Source organism: Pseudomonas sp. Pf153, from assembly GCF_001269775.1.
GTDB classification, from domain to species: Bacteria; Pseudomonadota; Gammaproteobacteria; order Pseudomonadales; family Pseudomonadaceae; genus Aquipseudomonas; species Aquipseudomonas uvaldensis.
In genome coordinates this window covers 94805-121401 of sequence record NZ_LHVL01000018.1, presented here as the reverse complement: position 1 = coordinate 121401, position 26597 = coordinate 94805, and the positions used below count along the sequence as shown (strand labels likewise).

Annotated in this window: 20 protein-coding genes and 1 tRNA gene; 5 read left to right on the top strand and 16 right to left on the bottom strand. The window is 61.5% G+C overall.

Features of this window, described 5'->3' with window-relative positions; genetic code table 11:
* Positions 1 to 26 precede the first annotated feature (26 nt).
* The 4 genes from AD666_RS12635 to ptsP all read right to left on the bottom strand — a co-directional run bounded on the left by AD666_RS12635 (position 27) and on the right by ptsP (position 7325).
* Positions 27 to 1568 carry an alkaline phosphatase gene (locus AD666_RS12635; protein WP_053152172.1) on the bottom strand — a complete coding sequence of 514 codons (1542 nt, stop codon included), beginning with the start codon at positions 1566 to 1568 and terminating at the stop codon, positions 27 to 29.
* 194 nt (positions 1569 to 1762) lie between these two features.
* Positions 1763 to 3505, bottom strand: coding sequence for a PTS fructose-like transporter subunit IIB (locus AD666_RS12630; RefSeq protein WP_053152170.1), 1743 nt, complete (start codon positions 3503 to 3505; stop codon positions 1763 to 1765).
* Between the two features lie 14 nt (positions 3506 to 3519).
* Positions 3520 to 4461: a 1-phosphofructokinase gene (gene pfkB, locus AD666_RS12625; protein WP_053152168.1), complete on the bottom strand. Its 942-nt coding sequence runs from the start codon at positions 4459 to 4461 to the stop codon at positions 3520 to 3522.
* Positions 4461 to 7325 carry a phosphoenolpyruvate--protein phosphotransferase gene (gene ptsP / locus AD666_RS12620; protein ID WP_053152166.1) on the bottom strand — a complete coding sequence of 955 codons (2865 nt, stop codon included), beginning with the start codon at positions 7323 to 7325 and terminating at the stop codon, positions 4461 to 4463. Before ptsP ends, pfkB begins: the two co-directional genes overlap by 1 nt.
* A gap of 276 nt (positions 7326 to 7601) precedes the next feature.
* Here ptsP and cra point away from each other — a divergent pair, with 276 nt between their 5' ends.
* A complete protein-coding gene (gene cra / locus AD666_RS12615) occupies positions 7602 to 8597 on the top strand; it encodes a catabolite repressor/activator (RefSeq protein WP_053152164.1) in 996 nt (331 codons plus the stop codon).
* A gap of 2 nt (positions 8598 to 8599) precedes the next feature.
* Positions 8600 to 9376 (top strand): TatD family hydrolase, encoded by a 777-nt coding sequence (locus tag AD666_RS12610; RefSeq protein ID WP_053152161.1) that lies wholly within the window; start codon positions 8600 to 8602, stop codon positions 9374 to 9376.
* A gap of 504 nt (positions 9377 to 9880) precedes the next feature.
* Here the strand turns inward: AD666_RS12610 and AD666_RS27015 are convergent.
* The 4 genes from AD666_RS27015 to AD666_RS12590 form a co-directional block, all read right to left on the bottom strand.
* On the bottom strand, positions 9881 to 10585 hold the full coding sequence (locus AD666_RS27015; protein WP_371259591.1) for a methyl-accepting chemotaxis protein: 705 nt from the start codon (positions 10583 to 10585) through the stop codon (positions 9881 to 9883).
* 1473 nt (positions 10586 to 12058) lie between these two features.
* The gene (gene ampE / locus AD666_RS12600; RefSeq protein ID WP_053152157.1) at positions 12059 to 12895 is read right to left on the bottom strand and encodes a regulatory signaling modulator protein AmpE; all 837 of its coding nucleotides are present in this window, start codon (positions 12893 to 12895) and stop codon (positions 12059 to 12061) included.
* Positions 12892 to 13464 (bottom strand): 1,6-anhydro-N-acetylmuramyl-L-alanine amidase AmpD, encoded by a 573-nt coding sequence (gene ampD / locus AD666_RS12595; RefSeq protein WP_053152156.1) that lies wholly within the window; start codon positions 13462 to 13464, stop codon positions 12892 to 12894. The genes ampE and ampD overlap by 4 nt, the downstream gene beginning before the upstream one ends.
* A 64-nt stretch (positions 13465 to 13528) precedes the next feature.
* Entirely contained in the window at positions 13529 to 15739 is a 2211-nt protein-coding gene (locus tag AD666_RS12590; protein WP_053152154.1) for a DUF1631 domain-containing protein, read from the bottom strand.
* A gap of 291 nt (positions 15740 to 16030) precedes the next feature.
* On the opposite strand from AD666_RS12590, the gene nadC reads away from it, so the two are divergent.
* A complete protein-coding gene (nadC, locus tag AD666_RS12585; RefSeq protein ID WP_053152152.1) occupies positions 16031 to 16879 on the top strand; it encodes a carboxylating nicotinate-nucleotide diphosphorylase in 849 nt (282 codons plus the stop codon).
* A 39-nt stretch (positions 16880 to 16918) separates the two neighbouring features.
* On the opposite strand, the gene AD666_RS12580 is transcribed toward nadC, so the two are convergent.
* A complete protein-coding gene (locus AD666_RS12580) occupies positions 16919 to 17224 on the bottom strand; it encodes a DUF6388 family protein (RefSeq protein ID WP_053152150.1) in 306 nt (101 codons plus the stop codon).
* A gap of 357 nt (positions 17225 to 17581) precedes the next feature.
* Between AD666_RS12580 and AD666_RS12575 the strand changes: the two genes are divergently transcribed.
* Together AD666_RS12575 and AD666_RS12570 are read left to right on the top strand one after the other, a co-directional pair.
* Positions 17582 to 17833: a type II toxin-antitoxin system HicA family toxin gene (locus AD666_RS12575; protein ID WP_053152148.1), complete on the top strand. Its 252-nt coding sequence runs from the start codon at positions 17582 to 17584 to the stop codon at positions 17831 to 17833.
* Positions 17830 to 18171 (top strand): type II toxin-antitoxin system HicB family antitoxin, encoded by a 342-nt coding sequence (locus AD666_RS12570; RefSeq protein ID WP_053152146.1) that lies wholly within the window; start codon positions 17830 to 17832, stop codon positions 18169 to 18171. Before AD666_RS12575 ends, AD666_RS12570 begins: the two co-directional genes overlap by 4 nt.
* 13 nt (positions 18172 to 18184) lie before the next feature.
* Here AD666_RS12570 and AD666_RS12565 read toward each other — a convergent pair.
* From AD666_RS12565 to nusA, 7 genes are all read right to left on the bottom strand, one after another.
* A tRNA-Thr gene (locus AD666_RS12565) sits at positions 18185 to 18260 on the bottom strand.
* Between the two features lie 125 nt (positions 18261 to 18385).
* Complete coding sequence (gene pnp / locus AD666_RS12560; protein ID WP_053152145.1) at positions 18386 to 20491, bottom strand: polyribonucleotide nucleotidyltransferase; 2106 nt, start codon at positions 20489 to 20491, stop codon at positions 18386 to 18388.
* Positions 20492 to 20666: 175 nt separating this feature from the next.
* Entirely contained in the window at positions 20667 to 20936 is a 270-nt protein-coding gene (gene rpsO, locus AD666_RS12555; protein ID WP_039592311.1) for a 30S ribosomal protein S15, read from the bottom strand.
* Positions 20937 to 21080: 144 nt separating this feature from the next.
* Positions 21081 to 21998 carry a tRNA pseudouridine(55) synthase TruB gene (gene truB, locus AD666_RS12550; RefSeq protein ID WP_053152143.1) on the bottom strand — a complete coding sequence of 306 codons (918 nt, stop codon included), beginning with the start codon at positions 21996 to 21998 and terminating at the stop codon, positions 21081 to 21083.
* Between the two features lie 3 nt (positions 21999 to 22001).
* Positions 22002 to 22397 carry a 30S ribosome-binding factor RbfA gene (gene rbfA, locus AD666_RS12545; protein WP_053152142.1) on the bottom strand — a complete coding sequence of 132 codons (396 nt, stop codon included), beginning with the start codon at positions 22395 to 22397 and terminating at the stop codon, positions 22002 to 22004.
* A gap of 160 nt (positions 22398 to 22557) precedes the next feature.
* Positions 22558 to 25083 (bottom strand): translation initiation factor IF-2, encoded by a 2526-nt coding sequence (gene infB / locus AD666_RS12540; RefSeq protein WP_053152140.1) that lies wholly within the window; start codon positions 25081 to 25083, stop codon positions 22558 to 22560.
* Positions 25084 to 25110: 27 nt separating this feature from the next.
* Entirely contained in the window at positions 25111 to 26592 is a 1482-nt protein-coding gene (gene nusA / locus AD666_RS12535) for a transcription termination factor NusA (protein WP_053152138.1), read from the bottom strand.
* Positions 26593 to 26597 lie beyond the last annotated feature (5 nt).

Genomic DNA, 26597 nt, shown 5'->3' with positions numbered 1-26597 from the left:
CACAGGGCTAGATTTGCGGCAGGCATTCAGACCGGCTGCAACTTCTTCTCAAACACCGCCACGCCTGCAAGGTCCCGCAACACCACGCTCATCTCGCCACTCTGCCCGTCGATGTTCACCTCGCCAAAGAACTGGTACCCGGCAAACGGCGAGGTATTCTGGGCCGGTGGGGCTTTCTGGAATACCACTTCGGGACCGAAGGTCTTGTCCAGGGCGTTGGGCCCGAAGCTGCCGGCATTCAACGGCCCGGCGACGAACTCCCAGAACGGTTCGAAATCCTGGAATGCAGCCTGTTCCGGATGATAGTGATGGGCGGCGCAGTAATGCACATCCGCGGTCAGCCAGACGTAGTTGCGTACCTGATGCTTGCGCAGGTACCCCAGCAGCTCGGCAATCTCCACTTCACGGCCCTGGGCCTCACCGGGATCGCCGTTGGCCACGGCCTCCCAGCGCGGGACGCCAGGGCTGACTTCGCCATCGGGCACACTCAGGCCGATGGGCATGTCGGCGGCGATGACTTTCCATTGGGCACGGGACTGCTTGAGCTCGCGCTTGAGCCAATTCAACTGTTCGCGGCCCAGGAAAGGTTTCGCCGCCCCCAGGTTGGCGTCATTGGCGCCGCGGTAGCTGCGCATGTCCAGCACGAACACGTCCAGCATCGGCCCATAACCGAGCTTGCGGTAGATCCGCCCGCCGCCGTCGGCCTTTTGCAGGCGCATCGGCGCGTATTCCAGCCAGGCCTGCCGCGCCCGGCCTACCAGGCTTTGGATATCCTTGGTCTGGTAGCGCTCGTCCAGTTGTTTGCCCGGCGACCAGTTGTTGACCACTTCGTGGTCGTCCCACTGCCAGATCTGCGGCACCTCGGCGTTGAAACGCCGCACGTTTTCATCCATCAGGTTATAGCGATAGTTACCGCGATACTCATCCAGGGTCTCGGCGACCTTGCTCTTGGCTTCGGTGGTCAGATTGCGCCAGACACGGCCGCCTTCGACGGTGATCTGCGCGGGCACCGGGCCGTCGGCGTAGATGGTGTCACCGCTGTGGATGAAGAAGTCCGGCATGCGCAAGCGCATGGCTTCGTAGATACGCATACCGCCGATGTCCGGGTTGATCCCGAACCCCTGGCCGACGGTGTCGCCACTCCAGACAAAACGGATGTTGCGTTTGAATTGCGGCACGCTGCGCAGGTGACCGAACCAAGGCTCGCTGGCGACTCCGGTTCGGGCATCCTCGAAACGCACGCGGTAGAAAATCGCCTGGTCGCGCGGCAACCCGGTCAGCTCGACCCGGGCGGTGAAATCGCTGCGGCTGTCGGCCAAGGGCGAGACAAACCGCCGGGGGTTGTGGAAACGGCTGCGGGTGTCCCACTCCACCACCATCCGCGCCGGACGGTCGCAGCGACTCCAGATCATCGCCCGATCGCCCCTCAAGTCGCCTGACTGCACGCCATCGGTGAGCACCGGACGATCCTTCACCGAGGCAATCACCGCCGGTGCCAACCCCGGCAACAACAACCCCGCCCCCACGGCTTGCATGACACGACGACGGCTCGGATCGAATTCGCTCATGGTGCTCTCCCTGAAATGGGGAAACTAAACCATGGCTGTGTTAATCGGGTGTGACAGGTTTTTTGAACGCTGCAAAACAAAAGGTGGGAGCGGGCTTGCTCGCGAAGGCGCTGGGTCAGGCAACATTTTCATCGACTGACCCCGCGCTTTCGCGGGCAAGCCCGCTCCCACATCGGGATGCGGTGTGGTTTTGATCAAGCCTTGGCCGGTTCCAACGCCATCTCCACCGCTTCCGGACGCTTGAGCAGCGCATACGCCACGCCGGTCAGCAGACTTCCCGCCACGATCGCCAGCAGGTACAACAGCGCATGGTTGATGGCATTGGGGATCAGCATCACGAACAGGCCGCCATGGGGCGCCATGAGTTTGCAGCCGAAGTACATCGACAGCGCACCGGTCAGCGCGCCGCCGGCGATGCTGGCGGGGATCACCCGCAGCGGGTCCTTGGCGGCGAAGGGAATAGCGCCTTCGGAGATGAAGCACAACCCCAGCACCAGGGCCGCCTTGCCGGCCTCGCGCTCGGTCTGGGCGAATTTGCGGCGGGCGATGAACGTCGCGATGCCCAGGCCAATCGGCGGCACCATGCCGGCGGCCATGGTCGCGGCCATCGGTGCATAACTCTGCGAAGCCAACAGGCCCACCGAAAACGCATAGGCTGCCTTGTTGATCGGCCCGCCAAGGTCGACGCACATCATCGCCCCCAGCAACACACCCAGCAGAATCGCATTGGTGGTCCCCATGCTGTCGAGGAAATGAGTCAAGCCTTCCAGCATCCCCGCCACCGGTTTGCCCACCACATAAATCATCACCAATCCGGTAAACAGGCTCGCCAGCAACGGAATGATCAGGATCGGCTTGAGGGCTTCCAGGCTCTGGGGCAGACGGGCATAACGGTTGATCGCCTTGGCCGCATAGCCGGCCAGGAAACCGGCGATGATGCCACCGATGAAGCCAGCGCCGAGGGTACTCGCCAGCATCCCGCCGATCATCCCCGGTGCCAGGCCCGGCCGGTCAGCGATGGAATAGGCGATGTAACCGGCCAGCAGCGGCACCATCAATTTGAAGGCGGTGTCACCGCCGATCTGCATCAACGCTGCCGCCAGCGTGCCGGGCTCCTTGAACGCGGTAATGCCGAACACAAAGGACAACGCGATCAACAAACCACCCGCCACCACCATGGGCAGCATGAACGACACGCCAGTCAACAAGTGCTTGTAGACGCCGGTCTTCTCCGACTTCGCCGGTTCTGTACTGGCGTTCGAGGCGCTTTCCTGGCGGCCTTCGGCCAGGGCTTTTTTCAGCGTGGCTTCGGGCTGCTTCAGGGCGATACCGGTGCCGCAGCGGTAAATCTTCTTTCCGGCAAAACGCTCCGTAGCGACCTCGATGTCGGTGGCCAGCAGCACCACGTCCGCATCCGCGATGGCCTGAGGGCTCAACGGATTGCGTGCCCCCACCGACCCCTGGGTTTCAACTTGCAGGTCATAACCCAATTTCGTCGCGGCTTGTTGCAAGGCTTCGGCGGCCATGAAGGTATGGGCGACACCGGTCGGGCAAGCGGTGATGGCGACGATGCGTGGGGCGCTCTCGCTCGATACCGCAGGAGCTTCTTCCAGGACATCCGTTTCACGTAGCACCTGGGCTTCTTCGGCACCGCGCCGCAACACCGAGTCGACGTCCTGCAATGCCTGGGACGGGGTGCTGCGGAACAGGCGTTTGCCGACGAACCGCGACAAATCCACCGGGCCGCTGGCAACCAGCAGGACCCATTCGGCCGCTTCAAGGGTAGCCGCCGACAATTGGCGTTCCGGATGGGCCGCATCGTGGACTTCGACGCTGGTGCTCCATCCCTGGCGCTGGGCCGCCGCGTCCAGCAGGCGGGCGCACAACACACTGGTGACCATGCCGTTCGGGCAGGCCGTCACAATGGCTAATTTCATTCTTGCGAACCCTCTTATTGTTCTGTCAGGGAGCGCACGCGCACGCCCTGTTCAAGCGACGCCAGCAACGCGGTGTCGTGGATGCCAAAACCGATCTGTGTAACAGCCATGGCGGCGATGGCCGTTGCGGTACGCAGGGTCTGCTCCGGAGTGTGGACTCCGAGCAGGCCATGCAGCATGCCCGCCAGCAGTGAGTCCCCGGCGCCCACGGTGCTGGCAACGGTGACCTTGGGCGGCGAAGCGTGCAGCGCCGAACCGCCACTGAACCAGTTCACACCCTCGGCACCGTGGGAAATCACCACATGTTCGACGCCCTCGGTGTGCAGCCGTTGGGCCGCGTGTGCCTGGGCCCGCTCCGTCACCACCTCGCAGCCCAGCGCATCGGCCAGCTCTTCAGTGTTCGGCTTGATCAGCCAGGGGCCGGCCGCCAGCGCGACGCGCAACGCTTCGCCGCTGGTGTCGAGGGCCACTTTCAGGCCGAGGCTTTTCAAGCGCGTGACCAGTCCCTGCAACCATTGTGGACTGACCCCTCGGGGCAAACTGCCCGCCACCACCACGACATCGTGCTCCGGGGCGATCTGGTCCAGTCGCGCCAGCAAGGCTTGTTGCGCGGCCTCGTCGACCATCGGGCCGGGACCATTGAGATCGGTGATGCGCCCGTCCTGCTCGGCCAACTTGATGTTGCTACGGGTTTCACCGGGCACCCGGATAAAGGCATCGACGAAGCCGCGCTGGGCGAACAACGTCTCGAACGCCTGGGCGTTGTCTTCGCCGAGAAAACCGCTGACGGTCAGCGTATGCCCCAGGTCGGCCAGAACCTGAGCCACGTTCACGCCTTTACCGGCGGCGTGGCTGTGCATGGCATCGCTGCGGTTGACCTGGCCGGGTTCCAGGCGCACGAGTTCCACCGTGAGGTCGAGCGCCGGGTTGAGGGTCAGGGTAAGAATCTTCGCCATTACAGCGCCTCCACTAATGCGCGCACGTCATTGGCGCTACCCACGGCCAAGGCCTCGCGAGCAAGGTTTTGTGCCTGTTCGAGGCTCAGTTCGCGTACCCGTGCCTTGACCTCGGCGATGCTGCGGGCCGACACGCTCAGTTCATCCACACCCAGGCCTACCAGCACCGGCACCGCCAGCGGGTCGGCCGCCAGCTCACCGCACACACCGACCCACTTGCCATGGGCATGGGCGGCGCGCACGGTGATGTCGATCAGTTGCAACACCGCCGGATGCAGGCCATCGGCCTGGGCCGAAAGGCTTGGGTGACCACGATCGATGGCCAGGGTGTATTGGGTCAGGTCGTTGGTACCGACACTGAAGAAATCGACTTCCTTGGCCAGCACCGGCGCCAGCAACGCGGCGGACGGCACTTCGATCATGATCCCCAGTTGCAGGTCCGCCACGGGGATTTCCCGGCGCAAACGCTCGGTCATGTCCCGGGCCTGGCGCCACTCCTCGACGCTGCCGACCATGGGGAACATGATCCGCAACGGACGGTTGTCCGCCGAGCGCAGCAAGGCACGCAGTTGCGCTTCCATGATCTGCGGGCGTTGCAGAGTCAGACGAATGCCGCGCACGCCGAGGAAAGGGTTTTCTTCCTTGGCGATCGGCCAATATGGCAGCGGTTTGTCGCCCCCCACGTCGAGGGTGCGCACCACCAGCGGCCGACCGGCCAGGCCATCGAGCACCTTGCGGTATTCGGCTTCCTGGATGGCTTCGTCCGGTGCCTGGGTGTGGGCCATGAAAATCAGTTCGGTGCGCAACAGGCCGATGCCTTCGGCGCCCTGCTCCACCGCGCTGGCGACGCCGGCGCTTTCGCCGATGTTGGCGAACACCTCCACCGGATGGCCGTCGCGGGTCAGGGCGTGTTGGTGACGCTGTTCGGCAGCGATCTTGAGACGCTGCTCGCGGGTGTCCCGTTCTTCGGCGGCCCGTTGCAGGGTGGCTGCGTCCGGGTCCACGTGCAGGCGACCGCGCTGGCCGTCGAGCAGCAGCGACGTACCCGGTGCCAGCAGCAGCACCGCCTCCCCGGCGCCCACCAGCGCCGGGATACCCAGGGCTCGGGCGACAATCGCACTGTGGGCGGTGGCGCCGCCGCGCGCCGTCAGAATCCCCGCCACACGGGTCGGGTCCAGACGCGCCACATCGGACGGGCCGACCTCGTCCATCACCAGGATGTACGGTTGATCGGGTTCGTTCGGCGTTTCGACGCCACACAATTGCGCCAGCACTCGGCGGCCCACGTCCCGCAGGTCGGCGGCACGTTCGGCGAGCAGTGCGTCCTGCAGGGCTTCCTGTTCTTTCGCGGCGGCTTCGATCACGCCCATCCACGCCGCTTGCGCGCTCTCACCCAGCTTCAAACGGGTGTCGACTTCATCGGTCAGCTCCGGATCGTCGAGCATTTCCTGGTGGGTCACGAAGATTTCGCGGATGGCCTTGGCCTTGGCGCGCTCGATCAACCCTTCGATATCACGGCGCACTTGCTTCAAGGCGTTTTGCAGGCGCTCGCGCTCGATGGCCGCCGACTCGCCGCGCAGCGGATAATCGATGGCCTGCTGGACCTGGACGTGGGCCGGCCCGATGGCAATGCCGGGAGCGGCAGGCACCGCCTGGATCACGCTGCCGGACTCAGGCGCCAGGACAACGGTCGCCACTTCGGCCAGGGTTGACTCCTGCGGAGCACTGGGCGCAGGCAACGGTTCAACGTCTTCGCCAAGGCCTTCCTCGATGGCGGCCAGCAGGGCCGGCAACGCATCGGCGGCAATGGTCGGTTCAGCGATGAACTCCAGCACCTGACCACGACGGGCCCCCAGGCTCAGCAACTTGCTCAGGCTTTTGGCCGACACCGCGCTGTCCTGGCCGTCGACGATGCGCACACGAATCTCGCCTTCGAAGCTTTTCGCCAGTTGCGCCAGAATCTTCGCCGGACGGGCATGCAGACCATGGGCGTTGGCCAGACCGATGCGGGCGCTGGGCCAGTCGGCGGGCAGTTCACCGCCCAACACTTCCAGCACCTTGCGGCTGCTGGTGGCGCGGCCCAGTTCGTGGCCGCGGCCTTCGATCAGCAAGGCACAGAGCCGTTCCAGCAAGGCCTGGTGAGCCTCGCCAAGGCTGGCGAGACAGAACAGACCGCTCAGGGGCTGGCCCAGATAACGGATGGGCTTGTCCGGCGTCACGAACGCCAGGCCCGGACGCTTGACGGTCTGCTCACTGTGCAGCCACCACAAGCCGTCCCCCAGGGGCAGCGCGTCAACCTGCTGCAAGACGCCGGCGAACCCGTTGCTCACGCAATCGGCCTGACGCAGCAGCCGGGCGCCACGCCAGACCAGCTCTTCGAAATCGTCGGCCGATACGCCCAGACCGATCATCTGCGCGTCCAGGGCCAACTCCTGTGGTGCGCCTTGCAGCAATTTCAACAACGCCTCGGCGGAACTGGCACGCCGCAGGGCCTGGCCCAGATCGGTCTCGCCAAGGGCACGGGTCAACAGTTGCAGAAGACGCAGATGCTCGTCGGATTTGGCCGCGATACCGATCGCCAGGTAAACGATTTGACCATCGCCCCAATCCACGCCGTCGGGGAACTGCAACAAGCGCACGCCAGTCGCATGAACCAGGTCGCGGGTTTCAGGAGTACCGTGGGGAATGGCGATACCTTGGCCAAGAAAGGTCGAGCCCTGCGCTTCGCGGGCCTGCAAGCCGGCGAGATACCCCTCGGCCACCAGGCCATCGGCAACCAGTTTGTCAGCGAGCAATTGCAGCGCGGCGGCTTTATCCACAGCCGTCTGGGCCATGGAAATCTGCTCTGGATTGAGCTCGAGCATGCTTTCTCCTTTTTGGCGTCGGAGGGCGCCAGGTATTGTTTTGAATGACAGCTTAGCGTTACAGGATGGCTTTTGGCGGTATCGCGGCAGAACGGCCAAAAAAGCCTGCTAAGCTAGAAAATACGCTTGCTGAAACGTTTAATCTAGAAAGAATGGCACGTTACTCGATAATCTTTCATCCTTGAAGTGCAACTTGTCGAAAGCGTCTGTCACGCTGAATCGGGTAGGATGGCTGCTCATTGTCGCGGCAACCTCGAAAACACAAGGAAAACCGGGTTGAAACTCAGTGATATCGCCCAGTTGGCCGGTGTGTCCGTCACCACCGCCAGCTACGTCATCAACGGCAAGGCCGAACAGCAACGCATCAGCAACGCGACTGTCGAACGGGTCCGTGCGGTGGTCGAGGAACATGGCTTCACGCCCAACCCCCAGGCCGCCGGGCTGCGCAGTCGGCACACCCGTACGCTGGGCTTCATCCTGCCGGATCTGGAGAACCCCAGTTACGCACGCATCGCCAAGTTGCTGGAACAGGGCGCCCGGGCGCAGGGCTATCAGTTGCTGATCGCCAGCTCCGACGACGCGCCCGACAGCGAGCGGCAGCTCTTGCAACTGTTCCGCGCCCGCCGCTGCGACGCGCTGATCGTTGCCAGTTGCCTGCCGGCAGGCGATGACAGTTATCACCAGTTGCAGGCCAAGGGTATTCCGATTATCGCCATTGACCGGGTGATGGAACCCGCCCGCTTCTGCTCGGTGATCAGCGACGATCGCCAGGCCAGTCTGCAACTGACCCGCAGCCTGCTGGAGACCCAACCCCGGCAAATCGCCCTGATCGGCGCCCGCCCCGAATTGAGCATCAGCCAGGAACGGGCCGCGGGTTTCCGGGAAGCCTTGACGGGGTTCGACGGCCAGGTGTTGATCGAGCAAGGCGAATCGTTCAGCCGCGAATGCGGTCGCCAATTGATGGAAGAGATGCTCGAGCGCCTGGGTCACCTGCCCGATGCGCTGATCACCACCTCTTATGTACTGCTGCAAGGGGTGTTCGACGCCCTGCACGACTTTCCGCTCAAATCCCGCCCCTTACGCCTGGGCACGTTTGGCGACACGCAACTGTTGGACTTCCTGCCGTTGCCGGTCAACGCCATGTCCCAGCAGCACCAACTGATCGCCGACAAAGCGCTGGAGCTGGCCCTGGCGGCTATCGAGAACGATCAGTACCAACCCGGCGTGCAGGCCATCGCGCGGACATTCAAGCAGCGCATCCATCCAGGCTGACCATGGAACTGATCGACACCCACACCCACCTGGACTTTCCCGACTTCGACGCGGACCGCCCGGCACTGCTGGCCGAAAGCCGTGCCCTGGGGGTTCGCCAGATGGTGGTGCTGGGGGTGTATCGAGACAACTGGCAGCGTGTCTGGGACCTGGTGCAGAGCGACCCGGATCTGCATGCCGCGCTGGGCCTGCATCCGGTGTACCTCGATCAGCATCGCGCCGACGATCCCACGCAATTGCGGGACTGGCTGAACCGCCTGGCCGGGCATCGGCAACTGTGTGCGGTGGGGGAAATCGGCCTGGATTACTACATCCAAACCCTGGACCGCGAGCGCCAGCAAACGCTGTTCGAAGCGCAACTGCACCTGGCGGCAGAGTTCGAGCTGCCGGCGCTGATCCACGTACGCCGCAGCCATGCGGCGGTGATCGCGACCCTCAAACGCATCGAACTCAAACGCGCCGGGATCATCCATGCCTTCGCCGGCAGTTTTGAAGAAGCCCGCGAATACATCAAGCTCGGCTTCAAGCTCGGCTTGGGAGGCGCCGCGACCTGGCCCCAGGCCCTGCGCATGCACCGGGTATTGGCGAAGCTGCCCCTCGACGCCGTGGTGCTGGAAACCGACTCACCGGACATGGCTCCGGCGATGTTTGCGGGCCAGCGCAACAGCCCAGCGCATCTGCCGGCCATTTGCGAGGCATTGGCGCGGATTATGTCAGTGGGTCCTGAGCGGCTGGCCGAGGCCAGCACAGCCAACGCCCGCCAATTATTCGGTTGGTAAAAAATCGGTGGGAGCGAGCCTGCTCGCGATTGCGGTCTGTCATTCAACATTTGCATCGACTGACTCACCGCCTTCGCGAGCAAGCCCGCTCCCACAATGGGCCGGTGTATGCCTTCAAGAGCCGTGTCGAGCCATAGGCCGCGCCGCGGCTTTTGATCCACCCGCCCCTTCGGAAGGCTGAGCGCAGGCGTTCATCAGGGGGATGGCGCGCAGCGCCGTTCGACGCCGTCGAACCCATCGAGTGGAGGTCAAGCGCAGCGGACCGGAGCCGATGCCCCCTGATGAATGCCGGAGCGAAGGAACCCCGAGCCTTGGCGAGGGGCCGTACGCTGGGGCGGAGCGTTCTTTGCTTATTTTCTTTCTGGGCCGGCATTCCGGGCGTCTGAAAGAAAGTAAGTCGCCGTAAGGGCGAAACCATAGGTGGCCGTCACCGAAGCAATGGATATACCCCCGGTCAATCATCAGTCCGCTATCGCGAGCCTGCTCGCTCCCACACTGGAACAGCTACACCCGAAACGCATTGATCAACTGCTTGAGCCGCACCACCTGGGCGGACAGTTCCCGGCTGGCGTCTTCCGTCTGGTGCGCGCCTTCGGCGGTGCGTTCGCCGGCGCGGTTGATTTCGACGATGTTCTGGTCGATGTCGTGGGCCACGGCTGTCTGCTGCTCTACGGCGGCAGCGATCTGCTGGTTCTGGTCGACAATCATTCCGACGGCACCGAGGATATTTTCCAGCGCCTGTTGGACCTTTTCCGACTGCCCCACCGTGCCGCTGGCCATTTCATGACTGGTCCCCATCGCCCTGACGGCAGCGCCTACACCGCCGTGTAGCCGACTGATCATCGCTTCGATTTCTTCGGTCGATTGCTGGGTCCGCTTGGCCAGTGTCCGCACCTCATCCGCCACCACGGCAAAGCCACGGCCCTGTTCGCCCGCCCGAGCTGCTTCGATGGCGGCGTTGAGGGCCAACAGGTTGGTCTGTTCGGCGATGCTCTTGATCACGTCCAGCACGCGGCTGATGGACTGACTGTCGGTCGCCAATTGATTGATCACCTGAACCGACTGGTCGATCTCACTGGCCAGCCGGGCGATGCTGCCTTGCTGGGATTCCACCAGCCCACGGCCACTGAGGGTTTCGTCGTTCACGCTGTGGGCGCTGCTGACTGCGGCGGCCGCGCTGCGAGCCACTTCCTGGGCGGTAGCGGACATCTGGTTCATCGCCGTGGCCACCAGCTCAATCTGGCTGCGTTGGCCGGCAACCGCCTGGTTGCTCTGCGCCGATACCGTTTCCACTTGTCCGGCCTGACGCTCAACCTCAGCGACGGTGCGACCAACCTGCTCGATCAAGTCATGAATCTTCGCGACCGTACCGTTGAACACCTCGCCCAACTCACCCAATTCATCCTTGCTGCGGGCCACGAAATTGACCGTCATGTCCCCCGCCGCCACTTTGTCCATCATTTGCCCCAAGTGTTGCAAGGTAGTGCGGGTCGAGGCATAGAAGCCGGCATACAAATAGAAAATCAGCAAAAACACCGCCGCCAGCGCCACGGCTTGCATCACCATGTGGCTGCGGTTCTGTTCCAGGCGGTGTTGCAACTGGACGCCAAGGAACCCCTGAGTCGCCTCGTTCAACCGGTAAGTCTGCTCCATCAATCCGCTGACCTGATCGTAGAAGGCCGGCCAGGGTGCATCGAGGGTATCAGCCATCACCACCTGCTCTTCGATCAGCTCCGCCGCCTTCTTGAGGGTGTTCTTGCTGGCCCCTGCAGGCTCGGCCAGCGCTTGTCCCGCCGCCCGACTCGAGCCCAGGGCGTCCTGTAACTTCAGGTCGTATTCGCCCTGGAGCTTTTCGATCTGCACCAGCAATTCGTCGAACCGGGTGCTGGACGCCGAATTAAGGAACCCAAGCCCCAACGACGAAGCACCCAGCGCGCGACCTTCGCCCAGGACTTGGGTCACGTTAGGGGTCACGGCGGTGATCAACTCGCTGAGCTGGCGGATATCGCCCTGACCGTCACGACTCAGGCCTGCCTGGCTGGCGATGATCTGGCTGAACATCTGCGCGCTGTTGAGCAGCTTGCCGATCAGGGCACTTTTACTCTGCAGGGAGCTTTCGGCCTGCTGGGCTTTGAATGCAGCGATCAGTTCGTCGCGCTTGGCATCGAAGGCCGCCACGTGCTCGGGCTCCACGGCCATGGCAGTCATGCCTTGCAGGCGAGCGAGGACTTGTTGCTCGAGCGTGCCGATCTTTGCTTCCACATCGCCGGCCTTGCCGGACTGGCCCAGGCTGGCATTGATTTGCACCAGGTTATTCAGGGTTTCCAGATCGCGGCGCAGGGCCAGGCTGCTGCCCAGCAGGTCGAGGCTCTGCAATTCCACTTGGGTGCCCTGGAATTCACGGTAGGAGTCACGCACCAGAAAAAAGTTGGTCACCAGCATCGGCAGCAGGAACAGCACACTGATCAGGCTGAACTTCATGCCAAAGCTCAGGCGGTTCATCAGGGCGACGGCGGGCCAGAGCAAACTCTTCACAAGGAAGCCTCCCGGTAGTGTTTTTATTCTTATGGTCGCGCGCACAGAGACAGCAGAAAGCCACTACTCGTGGCGCTGTCCCTGTATAGCCTAAATCGAAGGGGAGATTTGTAACTTAAGGTTAACGAGGCCGACCTGAGCCATCGTTCAGGCCAGCACGGTCCACAACGCGAACCCGGCGTACCAAAGCACTGCCGCACGCAACAGCAGCTCCCAGAGTCGATCCAGGCTGTTGATGCCGTCCGGCCCGGCCACGGGTTGGGAAATCTCTCCTGCGGCGAGACCCACCTTATCGATCAGCTGGGCGGCACTGATGTTCCAGTTCAGCAATTCATGCAGCATGATCCGGCTGACCGCCACAAAGTTGCCCACCAGGGCGAAACTGGCCGCCAACAGCCGCACCGGTACCCAGTCGAATGCATGGCGCAGTTGTGCCGCCCGCTCGGCTACGCCGGGGTTCTGGCTGTGTCCGGCGGCCAGCGCCAGCAGGCGATAGCTCAGGGCCGCCACCGGACCCAGCAGGAAGTACCAGAAAATCACCGCGAAGAAGCTCTGGTAGGCTTGCCACAACAGATGCCCCTGGACGCGATCCAGCAGTTGCTCGCCCGTGTCCGCCTCGATAGCCAGATCACGCTTGGCCACATGGGTCGCTGCTTGCAGGTCTTCACGCCGCCAGGCATCGCGAAACGGCCCCAGGTCGGTCAGCAGATCCCCCCGCCCCAGACTGTAGATCACCACCAGCAAGTGTACCGGTAGGGCCAGCAGACCATAGGCCACCGGTTCCAGCACCCACAACAATAACGCCAGCACTGCGACGGGGAGCACGACCATCACGCCCAACACCAGCCAAGGCCGATTGACCCAACGCGGGCTCGCCTCGAGCCTGTTCAACTCCCGCAGCCACCCGCCGTCGCGCTGGATACGCTGGCGCAAGGCCGAGAACTTCTCGATCCAGATGGCCAGCAGCAATACCAGAAAACTCATTGTCCTTTTCCTTCTGTCAGCACCCCTGTCAGAGCCCCGCGATAGCGCGTCCAGTCGAATGCCGGACCCGGATCGGTCTTGCGCCCCGGAGCGATGTCGCTGTGCCCGCAAATGCGCTCCACGGTGATCGAGCTGAACGCGAACTGCAACTGCCGCGTCAGGTCTACCAGGGCGGCATATTGCGCGTCGGTGTAGGGCAGATCGTCGGTACCTTCCAACTCGATGCCAATGGAAAAATCGTTACAGGTCTTCCGGCCTTCGAAGCATGAAACCCCGGCGTGCCATGCCCGCTCCAGGCAGGAGACAAATTGGGTGACGACGCCGTCCCGCTCGATCAGGAAATGCGCGGACACGCGCAGCTCGGCGATACCTTCAAAGTAGGGGTGTTCCGTGACATCCAGACGGTTCTGGAAGAATTCCTGGACCTTGCCCGTGGCGAACTGGGCCGGTGGAAGGCTGATGTTATGGATCACCAGCAGGGAGATCTCGCCCTCGGGGCGCGCATTGAAGTTGGGCGAGGGGCAATGACGCACGCCTTCGCACCACCCGCTCACGGGGTCCAGCTGCATACAGGTTCCTTCGATGACGACGATGAATACCGTCAGTATGCCGTGATCGGTCCGGACTTTGCGATCACTTGCCGCGATTGAGTTGCCGCAGATTACCCAGCACCGACTCCAGGGCCCGGTCGAACAACAGGGTGTCGTCCAATACCCGCGCCGCGCCACGGCGGAACTCCAGCGCCAGGCTGGTACGGCTGTGCTCCTGTACCTTGAGGCCGGTGCGGTTGACGAACACGTATTTGCCGGTGCTTTCGATAATCGCCGCCAGCTTGCAGCGCAAGCTGTTTTCCTCATCTTCCTGGAACTCGACCCAGCTTCCCAGGCGCAACTGGTCGACCTGAAGCAGGCCCACGTCATCGGCCGGCAAGCGCACCGCCATGTTGTCGGCAGGTGCCTTGTGCGCGGGACGCAGGACAATTTTCTCCGAAACCTCGACCATGACTGGCGAGTCGGACGACCGGGCTTGTTCCGTCGCCTGGCCCATACGCTGCAGGGCCTGCACATGCAGGACTTCCAGCTCACTGAAAAATTCGCTGGTAGCGAACGGGTCGAAAGCCGAACGGCTCAACCCTTCGCGCAACGCCTTGAGCAACTCCGGCACCATGGCCAACAGCCGCAGGCCTGCGTCGGGTTCATCGTGACTCTGAACGCTCCAGATCAACTGTTCCAGGGTCAGAACGTCGGCCCGCCACTCCTGCGAATCCTCGCCATGCTTGAAACCTGTCAGCAACAGCACCTGGCTCCAGGCTTGTTGCACAAACTCCACCACCGCCTGAGGCAGCGTCTTGCCGAGCATCACCTGGTTCAACGCGCCCTCGACCCGTTGACGCGCCAGTTCGGCCTTGGCCCGCCCTTCTTCCGCGTCTCGGATGCGCTGTTCGAGCAGCTCGCAGCGGCGTCGCTCATCGCTGGTGAAGGCCAGAAAATCCGCCAGCACTTCGGAGAAAATCGCCGGATCATCGACGAAATCATTCAACAGACGCTGCACAACCTGTTCGATGCGCAAGTAAAGGCTGTCACGCTGATGATCGTCGCAGGCGCCCCAGCCCATGGCCGCGGCGGCGATTTCATTGAGCAGACGCCGGGCCGGATGGTTGCCTCGGCTGAAGAAACTCTTGTCCTGCACCGCCACCTTGAGCATCGGGATTTGCAGGCGACCGATCAGCGCCTTGAGGGAGTCCGGCAGATTATGGTCATCGAGGATGAATTCGAACATCATCGCGATCAGGTTGATCACGTCTTCATCGGCACCTTCGACGACCCGCGATTTGCCGCTCTTGACACTGACGCGGGTCAGCAGTTGTTCAAGCTGGCTGCGCAGATCGAATTCGTCCTGCTGGGTGGGCGCCGGCACGTACTGCTGCAAATGAGAGAGCAGCCGCAGCAGGTCACGGGTCGAAATCGGCTGGGCGGGCGCGCTGGGCTCCAGGGTCGGCGCGACGCTGCCGCGCACCTGCATCAGCAGTTTCTGCAACGCAGCGAATACTTCCTGCACACTGTCATCGACGTCGGCGGCGGTCGGCCTGGCCGTTCTCTCTGGCACGGCTTGGGGAGTATCGTCGATGCGATCCGAGGCACGTCGAGACGGCGAAATCTTGAGGTCCGGCAAGATGCCTGTGGCAGCCAGCAATTGATTGGCCTCGGCATAGAACCGGTCGCACTCGCTGAGCACATAACGCTCGAACAGCTTGAGCAGGATCAGCTTGACCTTGATCTCCACTCCCAGGTTGCGGCCGGCCTGCAGGAAATTTTCGCACAACAGTGCCGGGCTCAAGGGATTCTGGGCGTTGGTCATCGGCCGAGCCAGCAACGCGCTGAGCCGGGCCGTCAGCTGATCGAGCGACGCCCCATCGCGGCCAAGCACGCGGGTGACCATGGCCTCCACTGCCAGATGGCGCTCCAGGTCGTCGTGGCTCGACTGGATCTGAGGGCCGGCCACAGCGGGAGCCAGCGTTGCCTGGGTCACGTCGTACTGGGCGAGCCTGACGAACGCTTCGAAAAACTGATCAATGAACTCGCGCTCGATGCTCTTGCGTTTGAGCCGCACGTCCCGCATGGCTTCGAAGAACAGGTTCTGCTCGACATCGTTACGCGCCCGGTCGGCCATTTCGAACAGGGTGTCGTCGGCGTTATCGAACAGTTCCTGCAGACCCAGGCGCAACTGCTGGGCAGCCTTGTCGCGAACCTGAAGCAGAATGACAGGCAAACGGGCGAGCGGCGAACGGTTCGCCTGATCGGTAGAAACCTTGTGCAAGGGCACTACATTCCCGTCGTTGTGCATCCTGGCCTCCTGAAACGGTGTTCTTCGGTTGGCAACGTCAAAGCCATGACGTCAATCGAAAGGCGGATTATCTGGTAAAAGAACCCCGTCGCACCAGAGGACTCTGTGACCCAGCTCGAAATACATCGCAATAAGTGACCGGGAAATCGGGAAAATGTTGCGTGGAGCCGACCAAATGCAGGCCAACCGGCTCGGACGACATGACGGGCACATCCGCCGTCGGGAAGGAACAATGCTTGTGGGACAGGGCGCTGGCCCTATAATCGGGCCACTTTGTTTGTGGAGCCCGCTATGCCGAACCTACGTCTCGCCGACCTGACCGCTGAAATCGAAGCCAATGTGCGCCGTGCGTTACTCGAAGACATCGGCGGCGGCGATATCACCGCGCAATTGATCCCCGCCGAACGCCTGGCCAAGGCCACCATCATTACCCGCGAGTCGGCGATCATCAGCGGCACCGCCTGGGTCGATGCAGTCTTCCGGCAACTGGACCCACGCGTCGCGGTACATTGGCAAGTGCGCGACGGCGACCGGGTCAGCCCCGATCAAGCGCTCTTCCATCTCGAAGGCCCGGCCCGCTCATTGCTGACCGGCGAACGCAGTGCGCTGAACTTCCTGCAAATGCTCTCGGGCGTCGCCACCCGTGCTCGCTACCTGGCCGATTTCGTCGCCGATACCCAAGTCAAGCTTCTGGACACCCGCAAGACCCTGCCTGGGTTGCGCCTGGCCCAGAAGTACGCCGTGACCTGCGGTGGCTGCCATAACCACCGCATCGGCCTCTACGACGCCTTCCTGATCAAGGAAAACCACATCGCAGCCTGTGGCGGCATCGCCCAGGCCATTGCCGCCGCCCACAGGATCGCGCCGGGCAAACCGGTGGAAGTCGAAGTGGAGAGCCTGGAAGAGCTGAAAGAAGCACTGGCGGCCGATGCCGACATCATCATGCTCGACGAACTGAGCCTGGACGACATGCGCGAAGCCGTACGCCTGAACGGCGGCAAGGCCAAACTGGAAGCCAGCGGCGGGATCAACGAAAGCACCTTGCGCCCGATTGCCGAAACTGGCGTGGATTACATTTCGATCGGGGCGATGACCAAGGATGTGAAGGCGGTGGATCTATCGATGCGACTGAGCCTTTGATACGAAAAAACGCCAGCCCCGAAGAGGCTGGCGTTTTTCTCAGACCACCAGATTATTCATCTCGCAGTACTCTTCCCACTCCACACCCAGCACCTCGGCCGCCTCCTTGTGCAAGGCCAGGCGCTGCGCCTCGAACTCTTCAGGCGTGCTGGTGTACTTGAGCGTCAGCTCCCAAGGCTGCAACCCCTGGGCCTCGGCCTCGTCTTCGAACGCCCACTGGATCTGGTCTTTCTGGTCCTCGGCGCTCAGGTCCTTGATTTCTTCCAGTAACTGAGGCGTGTCCAGGGCGTACTTGCGCAGGGCTTCTTCGTGTCTGGCTTCTTGCGTCAGTTCTTTAGCCGTCATGTCGTTCTCGCTGATCGGAGGAATGGGGATGGATCTGGATCATTCAAGGATCTCTCTGACACAGGACACCGTGACTTGCCCGGTTTTACCTGGCCTTCAGAACCATTCGGAGGATCATCTGAAAACAGAGCAATGTTTCGTTGAGGCAAGGAATCCTAGCAGAGACGCAAGCCAGTGCAACAACCGGAGTCGAAGAGAAAGGTTAGAAGGGACGCGTCCGGTTACAGTTTCTTGTTACCCATTCATGATGCCTAGCCCTTATAAATTTCGCTGCCCAACACTCCGGCTTCAGTGGCCATGCATGCCCATTGACCAGTCAAATTCATGCAACTATATTCAGTCGCAATCAAGACATGTATGTCCAGAAATGAAAAGCTTTTCGTAAAACTTCTCAATGAACATGGCACTTTCACCTGGCAAGAGCTTGTCACACTACTACGCCGCTTGGGCTACTCCCAACTGGAAGGTTCCGGCAGCAGGGTCAAATTCGATAACGGGAATCCAAGCGCGATGATCAGTCTGCACAGACCCCATCCGGGTAACGAGCTCAAGACGTATATAAGGCGTCAGATTATTGAGCAGCTAAAAACGGGAGGTTTGATTCCATGAGCGCTCAGCTACAGTACAAAGGCTATGTCGGCTCAATTGAAGCAAGCACCGAGGACAAATGTCTGTTCGGGAAGCTATTGTTCATACGGGCGCTGGTGAGCTATGAGGGACAAACCGTGGCCGAACTTGAAACGGCCTTCCGCGAAGCGGTGGACGATTATCTGCAAACCTGCCAACGACTGGGACAGAAGCCAGAACTCCCATGTAAAGGCTCGTTCAATGTGCGCATCGGTCATGACCTGCACCTAGCAGCAGCTCTGGCTGCGACCCGTCAAAACGTATCGCTGAACGACCTGACGCGCCAGGCGCTGAACGAATATCTACAGCACCACGCGTAGACGAAGGAAGCGTTGGTGCCCGAGACAGGAATCGAACCTGCGACCTTCGCGTTACGAGTGCGCTGCTCTACCGACTGAGCTACACGGGCGGTAGCTAAACCTAGCATCGTCACCTGTGGCCAGGCAACCGGCGGCGCAAGGATTTTCGCCACACAGCAAAACGCCCCGAACCAGTCGGGGCGTTTTGTTGTTCAGCGGTCAGGCAAAGGGCTGATTAAACGCCCGATGCCTTGGCTGCTGCGACGTCCTTGATGGACAGCTTGATACGGCCGCGGTTGTCCACGTCCAGTACCAGCACTTCCACTTCCTGGCCTTCCTTCAGGATGTCGGTCACTTTTTCCACACGAGCGTCGCTCAGCATGGAGATGTGAACCAGACCGTCCTTGCCAGGCAGGATGTTGACGAAGGCGCCGAAGTCAACGATACGCTCGACCTTGCCGACGTAGATCTTGCCGATCTCGGCCTCGGCGGTAATACCCAGGACGCGCTGGCGTGCTGCCTCTGCCGCTTCCTTGGTTTCGCCGAAGATCTTGATCGAGCCGTCGTCTTCGATGTCGATCGAAGCCTTGGTTTCTTCACAGATCGCACGGATGGTCGCGCCGCCCTTACCGATGACATCACGGATCTTGTCGGTGTCGATCTTCATCGAGATCATGGTCGGAGCGTTTTCCGACAGCTCGGTACGGGACTGACCGATGACCTGGTTCATCTGGCCGAGGATATTCAGGCGCGCTTCCAGGGCCTGGCCCAGGGCGATTTCCATGATCTCTTCGGTGATGCCCTTGATCTTGATGTCCATCTGCAGTGCGGTCACGCCCTTGGCGGTACCGGCCACTTTGAAGTCCATGTCGCCCAGGTGGTCTTCGTCGCCCAGGATGTCGGTCAGGACGGCGAACTTCTCACCTTCCTTCACCAGGCCCATGGCGATACCGGCAACCGGTGCCTTCATCGGCACGCCCGCATCCATCAGCGCCAGGGAAGCGCCGCAGACCGAAGCCATGGAGCTCGAACCGTTGGACTCGGTGATTTCCGAAACCACGCGGATGGTGTACGGGAACGAATCGGTTTCCGGCAGCATGGCCTGGACCGAACGACGGGCCAGGCGGCCGTGACCGATTTCGCGGCGACCGGCACCACCCATGCGGCCACACTCGCCCACCGAGAACGGAGGGAAGTTGTAGTGCAGCATGAACGGGTCTTTCTTCTCGCCTTCCAGGGTGTCCAGCAGTTGCGCGTCACGGGCGGTGCCCAGCGTTGCAACGACCAGAGCCTGGGTTTCGCCACGGGTGAACAGCGCCGAACCGTGGGTCTTCGGCAGAACGCCGACTTCGATGTTCAGCGGACGTACAGTGCGGGTATCGCGACCGTCGATACGTGGCTTGCCGTTAACGATGTTCTCGCGAACGGTGCGGTATTCGATCTCGCCGAAAGCGGCTTTGACGTCGCTGGCCGAAGGCTGGCCTTCTTCGCCGGAGAACTTGGCAACCACCTGGTCACGCAGCTCGCCCAGACGCGCGTAACGGTCGGCCTTGATGGTGATGGTGTAGGCCTGGGAGATCGCTTCGCCGAACTCGGCACGGATCGCGCCCAGCAGTTCGGTGGCTTCTGGCTGGGGAGCCCAGGTCCAGGTTGGCTTGGCGGCTTCGGCGGCCAGCTCCTTGACGGCGTTGATCACGACCTGGAACTCGTCGTGGGCGAACAGTACGGCGCCCAGCATCTGGTCTTCGGTCAGTTCCTTGGCTTCGGACTCAACCATCAGCACGGCTTCGGAAGTACCGGCCACGACCATGTCCAGGCTCGACGCCTTCAGTTGCTCGTAGGTCGGGTTCAGCAGGTAGCCGGTGCTTTCGTGGAACGCAACGCGGGCAGCGCCGATAGGACCGTCGAAAGGGATGCCGGAGATGGCCAGCGCAGCCGAGGTACCGATCATTGCAGCGATGTCCGGATCGGTCTTCTTGCTGGTGGACACGACGGTGCAGACAACCTGCACTTCGTTCATGAAACCTTCAGGGAACAGCGGACGGATCGGACGGTCGATCAGTCGGGAAGTCAGGGTTTCCTTCTCGGAAGGACGACCTTCGCGCTTGAAGAAACCGCCAGGGATCTTACCGGCAGCGTAAGTCTTTTCCTGGTAGTGGACAGACAGAGGGAAAAAGCCCTTGCCTGGATCAGCCTGCTTGGCACCGACGACGGTCACCAACACGCTGACGTCATCGTCAACGGTGACCAGCACTGCGCCGGAGGCCTGACGGGCGATACGGCCAGTCTCGAGGGTGACGGTCGACTGACCGAACTGGAATTTCTTGATTACCGGGTTCACGGTGTCCTACCTTCTTTGTGGCTCTTGGGGAAACTTGTCTTCTTGCGAAATTCTTGGGCAGTGCGGGGAATCGGCCCAACGACTGTCCAGATAAAACTTGAGGCTGGGAGCCTGCCGGCCACCGACGCGAACGCGGGCAACTGGCAGACCACCAACCTCATAGCGCAATCGCTGATTAGCGACGCAGGCCCAGGCGGCCGATCAAGGTGCTGTAACGATTAACGTCCTTGCCCTTGAGGTAGTCCAGCAGCTTGCGACGCTGGTTTACCATGCGGATCAGACCACGACGGGAGTGGTGATCCTTACCGTTGGCCTTGAAGTGACCTTGCAGTTTGTTGATGTTGGCGGTCAGCAGTGCAACTTGCACTTCTGGCGAACCAGTGTCACCAACAGCTTGCTGGTAGTCGGTCACGATCTGAGCTTTTTCTTCAACGCTGAGTGCCATGTGGCTTTCCTCTTGTTCAAGGTACCGTTTCCGAGGAAACCGTACCAACAGGCCAGGGACAGATCCCTGTATCTATAAAAGAGTGATGACCGTGCCTGTTGACAGCCACACTCGCCCGCCTGCTGTTACACAGTCGGGTTCCGGTCATTCCGACCGAATCAGTCGACGCGGCGCAATACGCCCGTCCTCGCTCACTTCGCCAATACCGATGAAGCGACCGGTGTGATCCTGTACCCGGACCATGCCGAACTTCGGCGCATCCGGGGCACGTACCGGCTGGCCGTTGAGCCAGTAGAACGCGCTGTGTTCCGAGAACTGCAGCAGCGGCCAGTCCAGCAGCCCGCTGTCCGACGGCATCAGGAAACGATCCACCGCTTCGTTGCCGCCTTCGGCATGTGCCGCTTCCAGTTCTTCCAGCGTGACCGTCTGGGCCAACGTGAAAGGTCCCGCCTGGGTCCGTCGTAATTGCGCCACGTACGCACCACAGCCGAGCTGTTCACCAATATCTTCCACCAGGGTCCGGATATAGGTGCCTTTGCTGCAATCCACGGCAAGCCGGACAGTATTACCGTCAAAGGCCAGCAATTCCAAGCGCGCAATAGTAACAGAACGCGGTTCACGCTCCACTACTTCGCCTGCACGGGCCAGCTTGTACAGCGGCTGCCCGTCACGCTTGAGCGCGGAGTACATCGGCGGTATCTGGTTGATTTGCCCGCGAAATCCCGGCAACACAGCTTCGATATCAGCCTGACCAACGGTCACCGGACGCTCGCGCAAAACCTCACCTTCGGCATCCGCCGTGGTGGTGGTCTTGCCCAGTTGTGCCACGGTCTCGTAACCCTTGTCGGAATCGAGCAGGTACTGGGAAAACTTTGTCGCCTCGCCAAAGCACAACGGCAGCACACCGGTGGCCAGCGGATCGAGGCTGCCGGTATGCCCTGCCTTCTCGGCGTTGAGCAACCAGCGAACCTTTTGCAAGGCCGCGTTGGAGGTGAACCCCAACGGCTTGTCGAGCAGGATGATACCGCTCACGTTACGACGTATACGCTTGACCTGAGCCACCGGTTACTCCTTGGTGTCTTCGGGTTCGGCGGCGTGCTGGCTGTCTTCAGCCACGGCGCGCTCGATCAGCGCCGACAAATGGGCACCCCGTGCGACGCTTTCGTCGTAGTGGAAATGCAGCTGTGGAACACTGCGCAGCTTCATTTCCCGGGCCAACTGCATGCGCAGGAAGCCGGCGGCCGAGTTGAGCACCTTGATGCTCTGGCCGATGTCATCGGCGCTGTCCTGGCCCATCACGGTGATGAAAATCTTCGCATGACCGACGTCACGACTGACTTCCACCGCAGTGATGGTGACCAGGCCTACACGTGGATCCTTGACTTCGCGGCGGATCAACTGGGCCAGCTCGCGCTGCATCTGATCGCCGATGCGTTGGGTACGGCTATATTCTTTTGCCATGTCTTGTTACCTGTTACTGCCCCGCGGTGAAACCCGCAAGGTCTGAAAGCGGCAAACGCCCGGCCTGGCGAAAAGCCGGACCGGGCGTTGCGTTTAGAGTCCGCCGGCGAGACCGCGCATGTTCATGCGACGACCCACCGTGGCTCTTGAAGTACGCGAGTCAGAGGCTGCGAGCAACCTGGACCTTCTCGAAGACTTCGATTTTGTCGCCGACCTTGACGTCGTTGTAGCTCTTGACGCCAATACCGCATTCCATGCCGGCACGCACTTCGGAAGCGTCATCCTTGAAGCGACGCAGGGACTCCAGCTCGCCTTCGAAGATCACGATGTCTTCACGCAGTACACGGATCGGACGGTTACGGTGAACGACACCCTCGACCACCATGCAACCGGCGATGGCGCCGAACTTCGGCGAACGGAACACGTCGCGTACTTCGGCCACGCCCAGGATGTTCTCCCGGACATCGCTGCCCAACATACCGGTCAGCGCTTTCTTGACGTCTTCGATGATGTCGTAGATCACGTTGTAGTAACGCATATCCAGACCTTCCTGCTCGACGATCTTGCGAGCACCGGCATCGGCACGCACGTTGAAGCCGAACAGTACAGCGTTGGAAGCCAGCGCCAGGTTGGCGTCGCTTTCGGTGATACCACCGACACCACCGCCGACTACGCGCACTTGCACTTCGTCGTTGCCCAGGCCGTTCAGAGCGCCCTGCAAGGCTTCCAGCGAACCACGGACGTCGGATTTGAGGACGATGTTGAGCGTCTTCTTCTCTTCCTGGCCCATGCTTTCGAAGATGTTTTCCAGCTTGCCGGCGTGAGCGCGAGCCAGTTTGACTTCGCGGAACTTGCCTTGACGGAACAGAGCCACTTCACGGGCTTTCTTCTCGTCAGCCACAACGCTCATCTCGTCGCCAGCATCTGGCGTGCCGTCCAGGCCGAGGATCTCGACCGGAATGGCCGGACCGGCTTCCTTGATAGGCTTGCCGTTCTCGTCGAGCATGGCGCGAACGCGGCCATAGTTCGAACCGACCAGCACCATGTCGCCCTGACGCAGCGTACCGTCCTGAACCAGGACAGTGGCCACCGGACCGCGGCCCTTGTCCAGGCGCGATTCAACCACGACACCACGACCTGGGGCCGATGGGGTGGCGGTCAGCTCGAGCACTTCTGCCTGCAGCAATACCGCCTCGAGCAATTCGTCGACGCCGGTACCCATCTTCGCGGAAACCGGAACGAACGGAGTATCGCCACCCCAATCTTCGGAAGTCACGCCATGAACCGAGAGCTCGCTGCGGATGCGATCGAGGTCGGCACCCGGCTTGTCGATCTTGTTCACGGCAACCACCAGCGGCACGCCAGCAGCCTGGGCATGCTGGACGGCTTCGACGGTCTGAGGCATCACGCCGTCGTCCGCCGCAACCACCAGGATCACGATGTCGGTCGCCTTGGCACCACGGGCACGCATGGCGGTAAACGCGGCGTGACCCGGGGTATCGAGGAAGGTGACCATGCCGCGTTCGGTTTCAACGTGGTACGCACCGATGTGCTGGGTGATACCGCCGGCTTCGCCAGCCGCAACCTTGGCACGACGAATGTAGTCGAGCAGCGAGGTCTTACCGTGGTCGACGTGGCCCATGACGGTCACGACCGGCGCACGAGGCACCGCTTCACCTTCGAACTTCAGGGACTCGGCCAGGGAATCTTCCAGGGCGGTGTCGCTGATCAGGGTCACTTTGTGGCCCAGCTCTTCGGCAACCAGCTGGGCAGTTTCCTGGTCCAGCACCTGGTTGATGGTGGCCGGCGTACCCAGCTTGAACATGAACTTGATGATTTCAGCAGCCTTGACCGACATCTGCTGGGCCAGGTCGCCCACGGTGATGGTCTCGCCGATCTTCACTTCGCGCACGACAGGGCCGGTAGGGCTCTGGAAACCGTGGGCGTTGCGCTTCTTCAGTTTGGCCTTGCCGCGACCGCCACGACGGAAGCCATCGCTTTCTTCGTCGGTAGTGCGCGGAGCAACACGCGGCGCCGGAGCCTTTTCCTTGACGGAAGCACGATGCGGAGCGTTCTTGCGCTCGCCATCGCCACCGCCACGACGGTTTTCGTCGGAACGCGACTTGTCAGGACGACGCTGCTGGTCGTCACGCTTGCGGGTATCAGCCGCAGGCGCTGGAGCAGGCTCCAGGACCGGCACGCTTTCGCGCACAGGTTCAGCGACCGGCGCAGGTGCCGCAACAGCTTCCACCGGAGCGGATTGCACAACGGGAGGCTGGCGACGCGCTTCTTCTTCGGCGCGACGCTTGGCTTCTTCTTCAGCCTTCTGACGCGCAGCATTTTCCGCCGCGCGACGTTCTTCCAGCTCACGCTTGCGCTCGGCTTCGATTTCTTCCGGGCTGCGCTGCACGAAAACTTTCTTCTTGCGCACTTCTACGCTGATGCTCTTGCTACCGGCAACACGCAGTGTGCTGGTGGTTTTACGCTGCAGCGTGATCTTGCGCGGTTCTTCCGCTTTTGCCTTGTGACTGCTCTTTAAGTGGGTCAGCAGGGATTGCTTCTCACTGTCGGTCACATGTTCCTCGGCGGCGGTGTGCGGCAGACCTGCCTCACGCATCTGCTGCAACAGGCGCTCTACCGGTGTTTTGACCTCATCGGCCAGTTGTTTCACCGTGACTTGCGTCATGCACTTCTCTCCTCAGGCCGCGCCTAATTACTCGAACCAGTGGGCTCGGGCGGCCATGATCAACTTGCCGGCACGATCATCGTCAATGCCGTCGATGTCGAGCAGATCGTCAATAGACTGCTCGGCCAGGTCTTCGCGGGTAATTACGCCGCGCACCGCCAGTTCCATCGCCAAATCCTTGTCCATGCCCTCAAGCGAGAGCAGGTCTTCGGCCGGATGGGCGTCTGCCAGCTTTTCCTCAGTAGCGATGGCTTTGGTCAACAAACGATCCTTGGCCCGAGCGCGAAGCTCGTTGACGATATCTTCGTCAAAGCCGTCGATGTTGAGCATTTCCTCCACCGGCACGTAGGCAATCTCTTCCAGGCTGGTAAAGCCTTCATCCACCAGCACCTGGGCCAGCTCTTCATCGACTTCGAGTTCTTCGATGAAGTTGCGCAGGATGTCGCCGGTTTCAGCTTGCTGTTTGGCCTGGATGTCCGATTCGGTCATCACGTTCAAGGTCCAGCCAGTCAGTTGGCTGGCCAGACGTACGTTCTGACCACCGCGACCGATAGCCTGGGCCAGATTGTCTGCGCCAACGGCGATGTCCATGGCATGGGCATCTTCGTCGACGATAATGGCCGCCACTTCGGCAGGCGACATGGCATTAATGACGAACTGAGCCGGGTTATCATCCCACAGGACGATGTCCACGCGCTCGCCGCCCAACTCGCCGGATACGGCCTGGACACGCGAGCCCCGCATGCCGATACAGGCACCTTGCGGATCGATGCGTTTGTCCTTGGAACGGACGGCAATCTTGGCACGCGAGCCTGGGTCACGGGAGGCACCCATGACTTCAATCAGGCCCTCGGCAATTTCCGGCACTTCGATGCGGAACAGCTCGATCAGCATTTCAGGCGCGGTACGCGACAGGATCAGCTGCGGGCCGCGGTTTTCGGTGCGGATTTCCTTGAGCAGCGCACGCAGCCGCACACCCACCCGGAAAGTTTCGCGGGAAATGATGTCTTCACGAGCCAACAGCGCTTCGGCGTTGTTGCCCAGGTCGACGATCACGTTGTCGCGGGTCACTTTCTTCACGGTACCGGAAATGATCTCTCCGAGTTTCTCGCGATAGGCGTCAACGACTTGTGCACGTTCGGCTTCGCGAACTTTCTGCACGATGACCTGCTTGGCAGTCTGTGCAGCGATGCGACCAAACTCGATGGACTCGATCTTTTCTTCGACCACGTCACCTACCTTGGCGCCCGGATGCGTTTGCGCAACCTTGCTCGGCCAGGTTTCGATCGCCGGATCATCCAGGTCGGCCTCTTCGACTACCGTCCAGCGACGGAAAGTCTCATAGGAACCGGTGTGGCGGTTGATCTCCACACGCAAATCAACTTCATCTTCAAACCGCTTTTTGGTCGCAGTGGCCAGAGCCAACTCCAGCGCTTCAAAAATAACGCCAGCCGGTACGCCCTTTTCATTGGACACCGATTCAACAACCAGCAGTACTTCTTTGCTCATCGTAC